The sequence below is a fragment of the Candidatus Desulfovibrio trichonymphae genome (assembly GCF_002355955.1).
In the GTDB taxonomy this organism is placed as follows: Bacteria; Desulfobacterota; Desulfovibrionia; order Desulfovibrionales; family Desulfovibrionaceae; genus Desulfovibrio; species Desulfovibrio trichonymphae.
This window is the reverse complement of sequence record NZ_AP017368.1, coordinates 390,789-404,947: the sequence shown is the minus strand read 5'-3', so window position 1 is coordinate 404,947 and position 14,159 is coordinate 390,789. Positions and strand designations below refer to the sequence as shown.

The following is a 14,159-nucleotide window of genomic DNA, read 5'->3' as shown; positions in this document are numbered from 1 at the left end:
CATTTTTTTTCGGAAGGGTCAACATTAAAGATGAAAAGGAAATGGGCCACAAATTTGATATTATGGTCCGTTCAAATTTGCCGATAGTGGAAGATCCTGAAGTAACAGAATATGTCGGCCAACTGCTGGATCGTCTTGTTCGTGCGATGCCGCCGCAACCATACAATTTCAAAGGAACTGTAATTCTGCACAACACCCTGAACGCCTTTGCCGTGCCCGGCGGCTATGTTTTTGTATTTACCGGCATGATTATGAATCTGAACAGTGAAGACGAACTCGCCGGAGTCCTGACACATGAACTGGCGCACGTTACACAACGCCATGTGGCCACGCGTTTGGAACGTGCGCAGTTTGTTACTGTCAGCTCGCTCCTGCTGGCCATTGCAGGCGTTGCCGCAGGTGGTCCCGGCGGCGCTGTAGCCGTGAGCGCTATGAACGCCGGACAGGCGGCCATGCTCAACTACAGCCGGATAGATGAAAATGAGGCCGATCAGATCGGCCTGCAATATCTTGTGGCCGCCGGTTATCCGCCAAGCGGCATGATAGGCGGTTTCAAGGTGCTCAGACAAAAAAACTGGATGAGCGGAACATCTGTACCGACTTATCTCTCCACGCATCCAGCCATCAGTGACAGAGTCAACGGATTGCAGGCCCGCATCGCCACCATGCCCCCTACCGTAAAAAACCGCACTTGTGACAATCAACGTTTCCTGCGCGTTAAAACCCTGCTCTGGGCACGCTATGGCGACGAACAGGCAGCGCTGCAACGCTTCGTCAAAAAAGACGGCCTTGCTTTAATGGGACGGGGCATTGTGCTTGCCCGTCAGAACAAAATTCCGGAATCTGCGACTGCCTTTGACGAAGCTCTGACTGTCTCTCCGGCAGATCCGCTGGTGCTGCGCGAGGCCGGCATTTTCCACTTCCGCAAGGGAGATATGAAGCGTGCGGAAGGCCTCCTGCTGAAAGCCTTTCGTCTGGATTCACATGATTATATGGCCGCCTTTTTCTATGCGCGAATGCTGGATGAAACAGGCAGGCAGGCAGAGGCAGGCAAGTATTACGAGAATGTGCTGCGTAATGTGCCGGAAGACGCTGAAGCGCATGAGGCGTATGCCCGCTCTCTAGGCAAGGCCGGCAAATCTCTGGAAGCATATATTCATCTGACGTACAGTGTATTGCACGCTAATAACAAAAAATTGACAGAACGCTATTTTGCCAGAGCAAAAACTCTCGCTGACCGCGCCGTCGACAAACGCCCCTTTCAGCGGCTGGAGGCAGCGTATAAGGAACGCAAGGAAATATGGGACAAACAATGATGGATACGCACGCCACCACCATTTTGCTGGTCAAACGCGACGGTCGCGTTGCCATGGCGGGAGATGGCCAGGTGACCCTTGGGCAGAACATGATTATGAAGCGCTCGGCCCAGAAGGTTCGCCGCCTCAATGATGGCCGGATACTGGCGGGTTTTGCCGGCGCAACTGCAGACGCTTTTACACTGTTTGAACTTTTTGAGGTTAATCTCAAACAATTACACGGCAACCTGCTGCGCGCCGCTGTGGAAATGACAAGAGACTGGCGCAAAGATAAATATCTGCGCAAACTCGAAGCCATGCTCCTTCTGGCAGACAGGAAACATTTGCTTGTTCTTTCAGGCACAGGCGATGTTATTGAACCAGACGACAACGTGACGGCCATCGGCAGCGGCGGTCCATACGCGCTCTCCGCAGCCAGAGCGCTTCTGAGGCACAGCAGCCTTGACGCCGAGTCCATAGCTAAGGAGGCCATGCATATCGCGGCGGAGATATGTATATATACCAATAATCAATTGACCATAGAACTTTTAGAATAATGCGCCGCAAAAATACGCCGAACAGTATACGCATCACATGCGGCTGCAAGGTCAACCTGGGCCTGCGCGTCACCGGCGTGCGTGCCGACGGCTACCATGAGCTGGATTCCATTTTTTATTCCCTGCCGTATCCCTGTGATGACCTGATTATACGGCACACGAGGCACACAGGCGTGATTGTACGCTGCAACACGCCAAGCATTGACCCCAATGACAACACACTGACGAAAGCATGGGCAGCGTTTGCTCAAGCATCAGGGGATCTTCCCGGCATTGAAATTGAACTGCGCAAACGCATTCCACAAGGTGCCGGTCTTGGCGGCGGCAGCAGCGACGCAGCCGCACTGCTGCGCTGGCTCAACAGCACATGCGCATTCCCGTTTGACAAGAAAACCTTGCGCAACATGGCGCTGTCTGTTGGCGCGGACACGCCTTTTTTTCTACAAAATACTATGTGCCGTGTACATGGGATTGGAGAAAAACTAAGCCCTCTCAACGATACCTTTTCCGGATTTTACCTTGTATTAGTCTGCCCTGACATTCATATAAGCACGCTGTGGGCATATGCTCGCTATGACGCGCTTGCGCGAACGGCCAACTACCTTGTGCAGCAAAAGAACTTGACAAACCGTCAAGCCAAAGATAACAAAAAATTTTCTTTTAAAAAAACTTCCATTGAAGCATTTTGCAATGATCTGGAGGCGGCAGTCTTTCCCGGCTATCCGCAACTGGCAGCTATCAAAGCCGATTTATTGCTCCTTGGAGCTGATGCGGCATGCATGAGCGGCAGTGGATCCAGTTTGGTGGGTCTGTTCAGCCGCGCAGGAGCGGCAATTGCAAAAAACGCTGCCGAAGCGTTGCGAACGCGGCAACAGCGTGTTTTTTTGCTGCCGTTATGAAGCACTGGGATGTAGCCAAGTGGTAAGGCAACGGGTTTTGGCTCCGTCAAACGAAGGTTCGAGCCCTTCCATCCCAGCCATTTTAATTTTTTGATGGAGTGAAGAGGCAGATGTACAGCAACATGAAAATTCTTACAGGATCTGCCAATCCGGAACTGGCCAAGGCCATTTGTGACCATCTGGGCTGCCAGCTGACGCCCACGCTGGCCACGACCTTCAACGACGGTGAATTGCGCATTGAAATCGGTGATAATGTGCGCGGTGATGACGTGTTTGTTGTGCAGCCGACCTGTCCCCCGGCCATCAACAGAAATCTTATGCAGCTCTGCCTGATATTGGACGCCCTCAAACGGGCAAGCGCCGCACGCATTACGGCGGTTATTCCGTATTACGCATATGCGAGGCAGGATCGTAAAATTACGCCGCGCGCACCGATCAGCGCAAAACTGGTGGCCGACTTCATCAGTGTGGCAGGGGCAGGCCGTGTCGTTACCATTGATTTGCACGCCGGTCAGATTCAAGGTTTTTTCAATTGTCCCGTGGATAACCTTTTTGCCGCGCCGGTTATGCTTGCCCCCCTACGGGAGCTGGGTGAAAATAATATTGTTATCGTATCGCCGGACGCTGGCGGCGTTGAACGCGCCCGTGCTTATGCCAAACGACTCAATGCCCCCCTCGCCATTGTGGACAAACGACGGGACCGTCCCAATCAGGCTACAGCCGTACACGTCATCGGAGAGGTGGAAGGCCGGGTCGCCATTATCGTGGATGATATGATTGACACTGCAGGCACGCTTTGCGCCGGGGCTGAAGTGCTGCTCAAATACGGCGCCGAAAAAATCGTTGCGTGTGCTGCGCACCCTGTGCTTTCCGGCCCGGCTATTGATCGTATCAATGCTACGGAGACCCTTTCCCAAGTTATTGTAACAGATACCATTCCCCTTGACGACAAAATTGAGCGCTGTCCGAAGCTTAAGGTCATTTCCGTTGCGGCGCTTCTCGGAAAAACCATTCACAACATTCATACCGGATCATCGGTGAGTGTGCTGTTTGTTTAAAGGAGACACCCATGAGCATTGACAAAACATTGAGCGTGCAAAAACGCGAACATCACGGCAAAGGCCCCAGTGGGCGTCTACGGGCGCAGCATCTTATTCCCTGCGTGTTTTACACGGCCAAAGGAGACAATATTCCAGTGCATGCGCTTGAACTGTCGCTTGAAAAAATCTACGGTGAAATGGGCCGCACAAAGGTCTTCAATCTTGAAATTGACGATAACGGACAAAAGACAGCTCATCCTGTGTTGTTCTGGAACGTGCAGCGTCATCCTTACAAAAAATGTTTCACGCACATTGACTTTTATGGCGTTGATCTGAACAAGGCTGTCAAGGTGGATGTGCCGCTGGAATTTGTGGGGAGTTCCCGCGGCGTCAAGCTGGGAGGAATACTGGAAACGTATCGCAAAAGCATCCGCCTTGCCAGCAAGCCGATGGACATGCCGCAAAAAATTACCATTGACGTGTCTGATATGAATATTAACGATACGATTACTGTTGCGGATCTACAACTGCCGGCCAATGTGAGCGCCGTATGCGACCGCAATTACGCTTTAGTCAGCGTTCTGACAAAGTCGAAGGAAGATATTGAAGAAAGCGGCGCGGACGCGCAGATTGCACCTGTTGCGGGCTAATGCCCCCACTCCGAAAGTGTCGGCCTTTTATTATACAGCCACATCTGACATTGCACCCATGCCGAAATACACCATACGCAGCCACACGTTGCGGCAACGTGGCCGACAACTGATCATTGAACTTTGGCCAAATGAGAACGCTGGAGCACTGCTATTCTATCCCGGCACCATGTCCTCACCGTTTCAGTACAGGCCATTACTCTCGGCCCTGCATCAAGCAGGTTTAACAGTAGCCGCTCTGCATCTGACCAGCCATGGTCTTAACCCTCACACGTCATCGTTCAGTTTTGACGATCTGCTGCACGACGGGCTGGACGCAGAACAATGGCTGTCCAACGCTGGGTTTACATCTCCTGCTGTCTGCGGGCACAGCCAAGGGGGCATACTGGCCCTTGCCCACGCCGCCGCATCTCACAAACTGACGGCGGTATTCCCTATCAGCGGCGTCCTGCCGCAGCAGGCCAAGGCTGTCAGCCTGACGCTCTTCCGCGCATTTGCCGGGCGTCGTGAACGTCTGATGAACGTTATCAACCGGATGGCCCGTTTTCTCCCTTGGCTGCCAATACCTGTGGCGGCCTATCTCTCTCTGCGTCGCATCAGCGCAGGCGCGCAATGCGCATCCATTGATTTTTCAAAAATACGTTGGAGCTATCCCCTCACATTTCTGGCCGGTCTTTTCAACGCGACGCTGTCTCCACATCTGCGCTGCCCACTGTATTTTTTTAATGCGCGCAACGACGCCCTGTTTACGCCGGAACTCATAAATGAAACATTCAACCTGCTGGACGCGCCGCACAAAACCATGATCTGGCTGCCCGACGGTGGACATCTGGCCGCCATGTGCCCGTCGCTTTGCAGGTATATGGCCTGCATTATCGCGACAGCCTGCGCCAGCTTACAACTGCCGCTACGGCTCACGCGCCGAGGAGCTGAGGATGGACTATAAAGGTCTGCTTGTAGGCCTTGGCAATCCTGGACGCGAGTATGAAGCCACAAGGCATAATATGGGCTTTGCCTTTGTTTCCATGCTCATCGGACTGGCCGAACGTGAAGATTGCGTTGACCGGATGAACGGCGCCAAATTTTCCTGCGAACTCTTTCGCGTCCGGTTGCCCCGTTTGGGCGGCCATTGGCTTGCCGCGAAACCGCTGACCTTTATGAACTCAAGCGGATGCTGCATACAACCATTGCTTGCCTGGCACAAGCTTACAACCAATCATCTGCTCGTGGCCCACGACGAACTGGACATCCCTGCCGGGGCATTGCGCTTCAAACGCGGCGGTGGGAATGCCGGGCACAATGGTCTTAAATCCATCACGGAATCACTTGGCACGCCGAATTTTTGCCGGCTGCGTATGGGCATCGGCCACCCGCCGTACAGGGGGAATGTACTCGGCTGGGTCCTGGGCCATCCGGACACTGCGGATGCGGCCATTCTGGACGCCATGCTGCCCAAGGCACTTGACGTCCTGTTTATCTTTGCAGGCAAAGGCGAGGAAGCGGCAACCAGAACGGCACGCGCCGCCTCAACGCAAACGTCTGATACCTGTACTGGTTAACGAATACCCTAAAAAAGGTATCCGTATCCCGCATACATAAAAATTTCATTTTTTATCTGGACTGTTACCCGCAAATGGCGTAATACTTGTTGCACAGTTGATTTTCTTCTGATTTGTTCTATGTATAATTCATGGATTATAAATGTCTTTATAATCGCGCCAAATTAGTAATCAGCAAGTATAGCGCTCGTGGTAAAATCATGTTAAAATCATGTTCATACCGAACGAACTTGTAGTCTATCCAGCACAGGGCGTGGGTAAAATAGAACGCATCGACAGCCAGCATATCAATGGCGTTCCGTGTTCGTTTTACATAGTCCGCATCCGTGCGAACAACATTACCCTGATGGTGCCTGTGGACAATGCGCTCAAAGTCGGCCTGCGCCCTCTGGTGCCATCTCAAAAAGCGCTCGGCATGCTGGACAGTCTGCGCAATGATACGGATAAAATTGTGTATACGGGACAGAATTGGAACCGTCGGTTCCGTGAATATTCCGATCGTCTGAAAAGCCCTGATATTCTGGTGGTTACCGAGGTTTTGAGAGAACTGCTGCTGATTGGAAAAACGAAAGAACTCTCCTTCGGTGAACGCCGACTGCAAGAACAGGCCATGAGTCTCGTTACAGGTGAGCTATCTGAAGTGCTCAATATTTCTGAAGAGGCACTACGATCAGAACTCTTTGCAGTTTATGTCCAATTCTGTCGTCAAAAAGCATGACCGCTGACAGGCGGTGACAGCGCTGCCGGTCAGGCTGTCTGACAACATGCTTTTTTTATTCTGTTTTTAGCGGTTCTGCACAGGAGCGTTTCACCTTTACCATTCAATCTCAATACCCCCTGCGCTTGGTGGCTCTGCTGACGGTTTATTTCGTATTATTTAAAAATTGGATAGTTATGTGAGAAAAAAAACATCTCCAGCCATTTTGACAGACAGCGTCATGAGTCTCACAGATCTCAAAACACGCAGCATGCAAGAGCTGATGGAGCTTGCTGAACAGTTTGAGATTGAAAACGCCAGTTCCATGCGTAAGCAGGAATTGATTTTTGCCCTACTCTCGACCTGTGCTTCGCAAAACGGCGCTATTTACGGCGATGGCGTTCTGGAAATTCTTCCCGACGGTTTCGGCTTTTTGCGTTCGCCGTTGTGCAGCTATATGCCTGGGCCTGACGATATTTACGTTTCTCCTTCACAAATACGCCGTTTCTCCTTACGCAAAGGCGACATTGTTTCTGGCCAGATACGCCCCCCCAAAGAAGGGGAACGCTATTTTGCTCTGCTCAAAGTCACGGAAATCGGCTTTGAGCCGCCGGAACACGCAAAAAATCTTGTCCTTTTTGACAATCTTACGCCTATATACCCTGACCAGCAGCTCATTATGGAAAACGGCGATAAAAATCTCTCCAACCGCGTTATTGACATCATGGCGCCCGTCGGCTGTGGTCAGCGCGGACTGATTGTAGCACCGCCGCGAACCGGCAAAACCATTCTGCTCCAGTCGCTTGCCAACGCAATCAACGCTAACAATCCTGACGTCTACCTCATTGTACTGCTTATTGACGAGCGTCCTGAAGAAGTCACGGATATGGAACGCACGGTTAAAAAGGCGGAAGTCATCAGCTCCACCTTTGACGAACCGCCACAGCGACACGTGCAGGTTTGTGAAATGGTGCTGGAAAAAGCAAAACGCCTTGTGGAGCGCAAGCGCGATGTGGTTATTCTGCTTGACTCCATTACTCGCCTCGGCCGCGCCTATAATGCGGTAACACCTTCGTCGGGCCGTGTCCTCTCAGGGGGTCTGGACACCAATGCCCTGCAACGACCCAAACGGTTTTTCGGCGCGGCGCGCAATATTGAAGAGGGCGGGAGTCTGACAATTATAGCGACAGCGCTGATTGATACAGGTTCGCGCATGGACGAAGTGATTTTTGAGGAATTCAAAGGTACCGGCAATATGGAAATCTATCTGGATCGTCATCTTTCTGAAAAACGCGTGTTCCCCGCCATTGACATCAATCGTACCGGCACACGCAAGGAAGACCTGCTCCTGCCGGAGGATGTGCTCAATCGCGTCTGGATTTTGCGCAAAATTCTGGCCCCCATGTCATCCATTGACAGCATGGAGTTTTTTCTGGACAAAATGCGGAGCACAAAATCCAATAAAGATTTTATGAACGCTATGGGCAAATAGGCATAGAAAAGCCGGTCAAAACAGTGTTCGGATCAGCTTTTCAGTTTTTCTGACAGCAGCCTCACTTCGTCGTAATTCGGCTCGCTGGTCATTTCCTAGACTATCGGACTATAGGCCAGTGTTCCAACCAGAGCAAACACAAAAACGGCGATGAGCACGCCGAAATTTTTGCCGAAGGCCATCCCTTCATGGACAGAAAGAGTTTCCACGGCACTGACTCCTCTCAAAAATTTTTTTATTATAGATAATTCTGCAAAAATACAATTCAGCGAACCGGAGTTCCCATGCTTGACTATATACGTTCCAACGCCCAGTCTTTCGGCATTAAACTGGCTTTCGGCATCATCATTCTGGTTTTTGTTTTCTGGGGCGTCGGCAGTTTCAGTGACGGAAATTCCGTCAACACGGTTGCTACCGTCAACAGCGACCCCATACATGTTCAACAGTTTGAACGGGCGTATAGCAACGCGGAAGAAACTGCCTTGAGCAAAAATCCAGGTCTGACACGCGAGCAGCTGAAAATGACGCATCTGGGTCGACAGGTGCTTCAAGATCTTATTTTTCAACTGCTTCTGGTGCAAGAGGCAGCCCGAACCGGCATAACGATATCTCCTGTTGAACTGCGTCAAGCTGCGGGACAAATCAAAATATTCCAGAATGCAGAGGGGCGCTTTGATCCCGAGACATACAAACGCATCCTTTCTGCTCAGCGGCTCAGCATAAACCAGTATGAACAGGATATGAACGCTTCGCTGTTGCGTGACAAAATTTATGCCATGCTCACAGCCCCGGTCTGGCCAGATATGGACGAAGCGAAAAAACGCTACAATTTTCTTCGTGAAAAACGTTTGATCAGCTATATTTTTCTGCCCGCAAAAAATTTTACCGCCTCAGTATCGCCTGCCGATACGGAGATTCAGTCTTTTTACGATGCTCATCAGCAGGATTTTCAAGTACCGCCCAAGGTTGATATTGAATATGTACTTGTAAAACCGGAATCGGCGCTAAAGAATACAGATTCCGCAACAGCAGAGACCGCAAAACAAGACGCCGACAAACTGCACGAGATTCTGGACAGCCTGATGGAAGACAACATCCTCAATAAACCTCTCAACCAGAGCGCGGCCCGCTTTGGTTTGACGGCGCAACAGACTGGTCTCGCAACCCAGGTGGAACTGGAAAAAACGCTTGGCCTTTCAACCGAGACTGCCGCCCTGCTGATTGCCAGCAGCGCCGGGACGCCGATTGACACAATTTTGGAAGCCGGCGACAATTATCTGGCAGTCAGAATACTGAAAACAGAGCCTGCCGCGGTGCAACAGCTCAATGCGGTGAGAAGCACAGTCCTTGCCCGTATGCATGCGGTAAGTGCGCTTAAATCAGCGCAAGACAGTGCCACCCTTATCAGCAAGGAGCTGACAGGCGCACTCGGGAATGCAAAAAGCAACAAAAACCTGCAAATCAAAACCGCATCTGTACAAAGAGGCGGTGATTTGCTGGATTTTGCTCCCAATCCGGACATGTCAAAAGCCATTTTTTCTGCAGAACCCGGTGCCTGGCTGCCCACGGTCTTTTCCGTTAACAACAATGCGGAAGGCCCGGGCGCACTGCTCTGCCGCATTGAAACCGTTGAAAAGCCGGACATCAAGGAATGGGACGGCATAAAAAGCCTGATGGGCAATATTGTCGCCAAAGAACGCGTTGACGGTCTGGCCCAGGTATTCATGCTCAACCTTCTTTCAAAAGCCAGAGTGGAAGTCCTCAATCAGGATATTGTCGATCGCAACGGCTTATAATCACAATCAATCTAATACTAAACGATAAAACGGGAGAAATTATATGTGCGGCATAATCGGGTATGCAGGGCACAGGCCCGCAGTGCCGGTCGTGACAGAAGGGCTGCGTCGTCTGGAATACCGCGGCTATGATTCCGCAGGAGTGGCGTTTATGCGACAGGATGATCTGCGTGTCATACGATCCAAGGGCAAACTGGCCGCTCTTGAGGAGAAACTGGCTGACGAGCCTGTCACAACAGCCACCTGCGCGATTGGCCACACACGTTGGGCCACGCATGGCGTACCTGCCGAGCGAAATGCCCATCCGCATTGCTCCAATGACGGCGCATTGGCTATAGTACACAACGGCATTATTGAAAATTATCAGGAAATCAAAGCAGATCTCACAACAAAAGGCTATATCTTTCATTCCGAGACAGATACTGAAGTCCTCGTCAACCTGATTGCCGAACGCCGCAAGAGCGAGCCGGATTTGTTGCATGCGCTGGCGGGCGCATTGCGAGAAGCTCACGGGGCGTATGCCGTTTGCCTCATACAACGCGACGCACCCGGCACATTTTATGCGGCGCGCATGTCCGCGCCGCTCATTTTCGGTCTCGGTACAGGTGAAAATTTTGTGGCTTCTGACATTCCGGCTTTTTTGCTCTATACACGGCGGGTCATTTTTCTGGATGACGGCGACATTGTGCAAGCCACATCTACGGACTACCAAATTATGCATCTTGCAGATTTACAGCCTGCCAAGCATGATCCGCAGACAATACTGTGGGATATGCAGGCCGCACAAAAAACCGGATTCCGCCATTTCATGCTTAAGGAAATTTTTGAGCAGCCGCGCGTCATCACAGATGCGCTGACAGGACGGATAACCACCGGACGCGACACGGTTCTTCTACCGGAATTGAAAGATCTTCCCATACCCAAGCGCCTGCACATTGTAGCCTGCGGTACATCCTACCATTCAGCGCTCTGGGGGCGACACCTGTTGGAACACTGGGCTCATGTCCCGGTGCAGGTGGAAATAGCCTCAGAGTTTCGCTACAGAGATGCGCTGCTGCAGACGGATGACATGATGCTGGTGATCAGCCAGAGCGGAGAAACGGCAGACACTCTTGCCGCACTGCGCATTGCCCGTGAACATGGCGCAACCGTGCTTGGCCTGTGTAATATGGTCGGTTCGTCAATAGCACGCGAGGCCTCAGCAGTAATATACACGCAGGCCGGCCATGAAATCAGCGTTGCGTCAACAAAGGCAATGTGCAGCCAGATGTTGATGCTGGCCCTGCTGGCCTTGTATTGGAGCGGCCGGCGCAATAATGCCGCCGCACTGACAAAAGGCCAGCGCCGTAAATGGATCACTATTCTTGAGACGCTGCCGGCCCTGCTTGACACGCATCTGCCGTCAATGCACGAAAAAGCGCGCCAACTGTCACGCAAGTACTCGCAGGCACGGAACTTTTTTTATCTCGGTCGTGGGCATTGTTTCCCGCTGGCCCTAGAAGGAGCTTTAAAACTCAAAGAACTTTCTTATATTCACGCGGAGGGCTATGCTGCCGGAGAAATGAAACACGGCCCTATAGCCCTTGTTGACGCACTGTTCCCCACTTTTGCCCTTGCGCCGGACGACGCGCTTTTCCCCAAGGTCAAATCCAATATTACCGAAGTACAGGCACGCCAGGGCAAAATTATTGCGCTGACAAATGAAGGCATGGAGCTGGCTGCAGACGAAATCTGGATAATCCCCCGTGTGGCGGCACCTCTTGTCGGATTTATGATTTTACCTGTCCTCCAGCTTTTCAGTTACGAAATGTCGGACTATCTGGGCAAGGATGTTGATCAGCCGCGCAATCTGGCTAAAAGCGTCACTGTGGAATAAGGCGATAAATAACGGCTTGCAATATGGCGCTCATCTCATAACGTCCAGCCATTTCACCATTCTTTCGAGGCGAATGATTTATGACACGTAAAGACCGCACAGAAGGCATCTACAATCGACGTGAAGTGTATGATGAAAGCGAACGCCGACAATATTGCCTTGTACAGCTTAAAGATCTGCTTTTCTACGCCTACCGCCATTCCGAAGACGTGAAAAAACGCTTTGACCGCGCGCAGTTTAATGTCGAAAAATTTAAATCCCTCTCGGACATAAAGCATATTCCTATTTTGAAAAAGAAAGAACTGATTTTTCTGCAATCCATGGGCCCGAGGCTTGGCGGGCTTTTAACAAAGGATATCGGCGATCTTAAACGCGTTTTCCTTTCGCCCGGCCCCATTTTCGACCCGGAAGACCACGGGGAAGACTACTGGGGATATACGGAAGCACTCTATTCCGTTGGTTTTCGACCGGGTGACGCTGTGCAGAACACGTTCAACTACCAGCTTTCGCCGGCCGGGCTGATGTTTGAAGAGCCGTTGCGCAATCTGGGCTGCGCCGTCATACCCGCTGGCCCATCAGAGGCAGCAACGCAACTTGATATCATGCAGAAACTGCGCGTCTCCGGTTATGTCGGTACGCCAAGTTTTCTTATGCACCTTGCGCAAAAAGCCGAAGAAAAAGGACTCAATCTGCGCAAAGATCTTTTTTTGGAAATTGCGCTGGCTACAGGCGAGCGGCTTTCTGAAAAAATGCGCTCCCAGATGGAAAAAAAATATGACTTGATTATGCGTCAGGGTTACGGCACGGCTGACGTGGGCTGTATCGGCTATGAATGTTTTCACAAATCCGGACTGCATATAGCAAACCGCTGCTATGTGGAGATATGCCACCCCGACACGGGCATCCCGCTGAAGGATGGCGAAGTCGGGGAAATTGTCGTCACAGCTTTTAATAAGACTTATCCGTTGATACGCTTTGCCACGGGAGATCTCTCCTACATTGACCGCAGCCCCTGCACCTGCGGCCGGACAAATCCGCGACTGGGCAACATTGTAGGCAGAGTTGACACAACAGCCCGCATCATGGGCATGTTTGTTTATCCACATCAGGTTGAACAGGTTCTGAGCCGTTTTGAAGAAATAAAACGCTGGGTTATTGAAGTTACCAACCCAGGCGGCATGGATGAAATGACGCTCTTTATTGAAACAAGCGGCTTTAAACGGGAAGATGATCTGCTGCACCAGTTCCGTGAAAAAATCAAACTGCGGCCCAAATTACTGATACTGCCGCCCGGCAGCCTGCCGCCGCAGATTCGGCCTATTGAAGACAAGCGCCACTGGGATTAAAAAAACATGGAAAACATCATGCCTGATCAGGTTGCCGTACATTTGAACATGCTTGTCCAATGGCTTCGAGAGAGACATTCCCGCATTATGGAAGTGGAGGCCGGCGCGCTGAGTTGTCTTGATGCGGGGGACACAGAGGGTCACAATCAGAAGATGCGCGACAAGGCAGAACTTTTATCCACACTGCACGAGGATGCAAAAACCCTGCTTGAACCACTGCCGGAGGAAGTCCGTCTCAACCTGGCGTCAGATCTCAACCGCTTTGCCGCCAGTGCGCAAAACGCCCTACAGCTTAACTCCGTTTTTTACATGTCCGCCCTTCTCTATCCCGGAGATCACAAACAAGGCCAGCCAGACGATCTACTTATCTTTCTTGATCATCTGGCAAGAGAAAGGGCAAATTTCGCCTGAAAAAAAGCAAAAAAACACTAGGTTCTGTCGACATTCATTTTAACCAAAGACAAAATGACGGCAAGTTGAAGAAAGGCCATAAAGGACTAAATGCCGTTAACGGCACCGAGAGAATGAGATGCTCTAAAAATTCTTCGCTGTTGCTCGTGGTGCTTCTATATACGGCTCTGCGTATGCGAACTTTGACGTTCTGTCAATTCCGACAAAAAGGTACAGTTTGCCTTCTTCCGTTTGTACTTCCGCAATATCCAGGTGGAAACAGCCGACAAGATAAGATTGGCAATAAAGGCCAGCAATAATGAAAAGGTAGTCAATTGCACTGCATCCCCAGCGAACGGAGCAGGCCTCTCTGCAGTTCTCAACCGCCTGATGAAAAATGAGAATGCTCTGCGCTTCGTGTGGGCAATAAGCATATTGACGAAAATCAGGGGCCAGGCATGCAGCGCCAGCACGAACAGCAAGAACAACGGTCCGCACTGCTTGCGCCTTCAAAATTTTTTTGCGTCATTGTCGGCTTTTCGTCAGCATACACAGCGGTTAC

Annotated in this window: 13 protein-coding genes, 1 tRNA gene and 1 pseudogene; 14 read left to right on the top strand and 1 reads right to left on the bottom strand. The window is 51.2% G+C overall.

From position 1 onward, the window contains the following. The first annotated feature begins 41 nt into the window (after positions 1 to 41). From RSDT_RS01990 to RSDT_RS01925, 14 genes are all read left to right on the top strand, one after another. Positions 42 to 1,316, top strand: coding sequence for a M48 family metallopeptidase (locus tag RSDT_RS01990; RefSeq protein WP_231941884.1), 1,275 nt, complete (start codon positions 42 to 44; stop codon positions 1,314 to 1,316). Then, the gene (gene hslV, locus RSDT_RS01985; protein WP_096400403.1) at positions 1,316 to 1,852 is read left to right on the top strand and encodes an ATP-dependent protease subunit HslV; all 537 of its coding nucleotides are present in this window, start codon (positions 1,316 to 1,318) and stop codon (positions 1,850 to 1,852) included. The genes RSDT_RS01990 and hslV overlap by 1 nt, the downstream gene beginning before the upstream one ends. Beyond that, positions 1,852 to 2,751, top strand: coding sequence for a 4-(cytidine 5'-diphospho)-2-C-methyl-D-erythritol kinase (ispE, locus tag RSDT_RS01980; RefSeq protein ID WP_096399350.1), 900 nt, complete (start codon positions 1,852 to 1,854; stop codon positions 2,749 to 2,751). Before hslV ends, ispE begins: the two co-directional genes overlap by 1 nt. A gap of 5 nt (positions 2,752 to 2,756) precedes the next feature. Next, positions 2,757 to 2,831, top strand: a tRNA-Gln gene (locus tag RSDT_RS01975). Positions 2,832 to 2,861: 30 nt separating this feature from the next. Continuing rightward, on the top strand, positions 2,862 to 3,809 hold the full coding sequence (locus RSDT_RS01970; protein WP_096399349.1) for a ribose-phosphate diphosphokinase: 948 nt from the start codon (positions 2,862 to 2,864) through the stop codon (positions 3,807 to 3,809). Positions 3,810 to 3,820: 11 nt separating this feature from the next. Continuing rightward, positions 3,821 to 4,441, top strand: coding sequence for a 50S ribosomal protein L25/general stress protein Ctc (locus tag RSDT_RS01965; RefSeq protein WP_096399348.1), 621 nt, complete (start codon positions 3,821 to 3,823; stop codon positions 4,439 to 4,441). A gap of 169 nt (positions 4,442 to 4,610) precedes the next feature. After that, a complete protein-coding gene (locus tag RSDT_RS01960; RefSeq protein ID WP_231941882.1) occupies positions 4,611 to 5,387 on the top strand; it encodes an alpha/beta hydrolase in 777 nt (258 codons plus the stop codon). Further along, a complete protein-coding gene (gene pth, locus RSDT_RS01955; RefSeq protein WP_096399347.1) occupies positions 5,377 to 6,000 on the top strand; it encodes an aminoacyl-tRNA hydrolase in 624 nt (207 codons plus the stop codon). The genes RSDT_RS01960 and pth overlap by 11 nt, the downstream gene beginning before the upstream one ends. A gap of 211 nt (positions 6,001 to 6,211) precedes the next feature. Next, a complete protein-coding gene (locus RSDT_RS01950; protein WP_096399346.1) occupies positions 6,212 to 6,718 on the top strand; it encodes a CarD family transcriptional regulator in 507 nt (168 codons plus the stop codon). Positions 6,719 to 6,938: 220 nt separating this feature from the next. Continuing rightward, a complete protein-coding gene (rho, locus tag RSDT_RS01945) occupies positions 6,939 to 8,189 on the top strand; it encodes a transcription termination factor Rho (RefSeq protein ID WP_096400399.1) in 1,251 nt (416 codons plus the stop codon). A gap of 284 nt (positions 8,190 to 8,473) precedes the next feature. Further along, the gene (locus RSDT_RS01940; RefSeq protein ID WP_096399345.1) at positions 8,474 to 9,985 is read left to right on the top strand and encodes a peptidylprolyl isomerase; all 1,512 of its coding nucleotides are present in this window, start codon (positions 8,474 to 8,476) and stop codon (positions 9,983 to 9,985) included. Between the two features lie 43 nt (positions 9,986 to 10,028). Continuing rightward, positions 10,029 to 11,861 (top strand): glutamine--fructose-6-phosphate transaminase (isomerizing), encoded by a 1,833-nt coding sequence (gene glmS / locus RSDT_RS01935; protein WP_096399344.1) that lies wholly within the window; start codon positions 10,029 to 10,031, stop codon positions 11,859 to 11,861. An 80-nt stretch (positions 11,862 to 11,941) separates the two neighbouring features. Continuing rightward, positions 11,942 to 13,207 carry a phenylacetate--CoA ligase family protein gene (locus RSDT_RS01930; RefSeq protein WP_096399343.1) on the top strand — a complete coding sequence of 422 codons (1,266 nt, stop codon included), beginning with the start codon at positions 11,942 to 11,944 and terminating at the stop codon, positions 13,205 to 13,207. Between the two features lie 18 nt (positions 13,208 to 13,225). Next, the gene (locus tag RSDT_RS01925; protein WP_096400397.1) at positions 13,226 to 13,618 is read left to right on the top strand and encodes a hypothetical protein; all 393 of its coding nucleotides are present in this window, start codon (positions 13,226 to 13,228) and stop codon (positions 13,616 to 13,618) included. Positions 13,619 to 13,718: 100 nt separating this feature from the next. On the opposite strand, the pseudogene RSDT_RS07975 reads toward RSDT_RS01925, so the two are convergent. Next, positions 13,719 to 13,897: pseudogene (locus RSDT_RS07975) on the bottom strand (IS481 family transposase); the annotation flags it as partial. Positions 13,898 to 14,159 lie beyond the last annotated feature (262 nt).

Coding starts and splice junctions, on each gene's coding strand:
- RSDT_RS01990 (WP_231941884.1), top strand. CDS start 42: ATGGGCCACAAATTTGATATTATGGTCCGTTCAAATTTGCCGATAGTG.
- hslV (WP_096400403.1), top strand. CDS start 1,316: ATGGATACGCACGCCACCACCATTTTGCTGGTCAAACGCGACGGTCGC.
- ispE (WP_096399350.1), top strand. CDS start 1,852: ATGCGCCGCAAAAATACGCCGAACAGTATACGCATCACATGCGGCTGC.
- RSDT_RS01970 (WP_096399349.1), top strand. CDS start 2,862: ATGTACAGCAACATGAAAATTCTTACAGGATCTGCCAATCCGGAACTG.
- RSDT_RS01965 (WP_096399348.1), top strand. CDS start 3,821: ATGAGCATTGACAAAACATTGAGCGTGCAAAAACGCGAACATCACGGC.
- RSDT_RS01960 (WP_231941882.1), top strand. CDS start 4,611: ATGTCCTCACCGTTTCAGTACAGGCCATTACTCTCGGCCCTGCATCAA.
- pth (WP_096399347.1), top strand. CDS start 5,377: ATGGACTATAAAGGTCTGCTTGTAGGCCTTGGCAATCCTGGACGCGAG.
- RSDT_RS01950 (WP_096399346.1), top strand. CDS start 6,212: ATGTTCATACCGAACGAACTTGTAGTCTATCCAGCACAGGGCGTGGGT.
- rho (WP_096400399.1), top strand. CDS start 6,939: ATGAGTCTCACAGATCTCAAAACACGCAGCATGCAAGAGCTGATGGAG.
- RSDT_RS01940 (WP_096399345.1), top strand. CDS start 8,474: ATGCTTGACTATATACGTTCCAACGCCCAGTCTTTCGGCATTAAACTG.
- glmS (WP_096399344.1), top strand. CDS start 10,029: ATGTGCGGCATAATCGGGTATGCAGGGCACAGGCCCGCAGTGCCGGTC.
- RSDT_RS01930 (WP_096399343.1), top strand. CDS start 11,942: ATGACACGTAAAGACCGCACAGAAGGCATCTACAATCGACGTGAAGTG.
- RSDT_RS01925 (WP_096400397.1), top strand. CDS start 13,226: ATGCCTGATCAGGTTGCCGTACATTTGAACATGCTTGTCCAATGGCTT.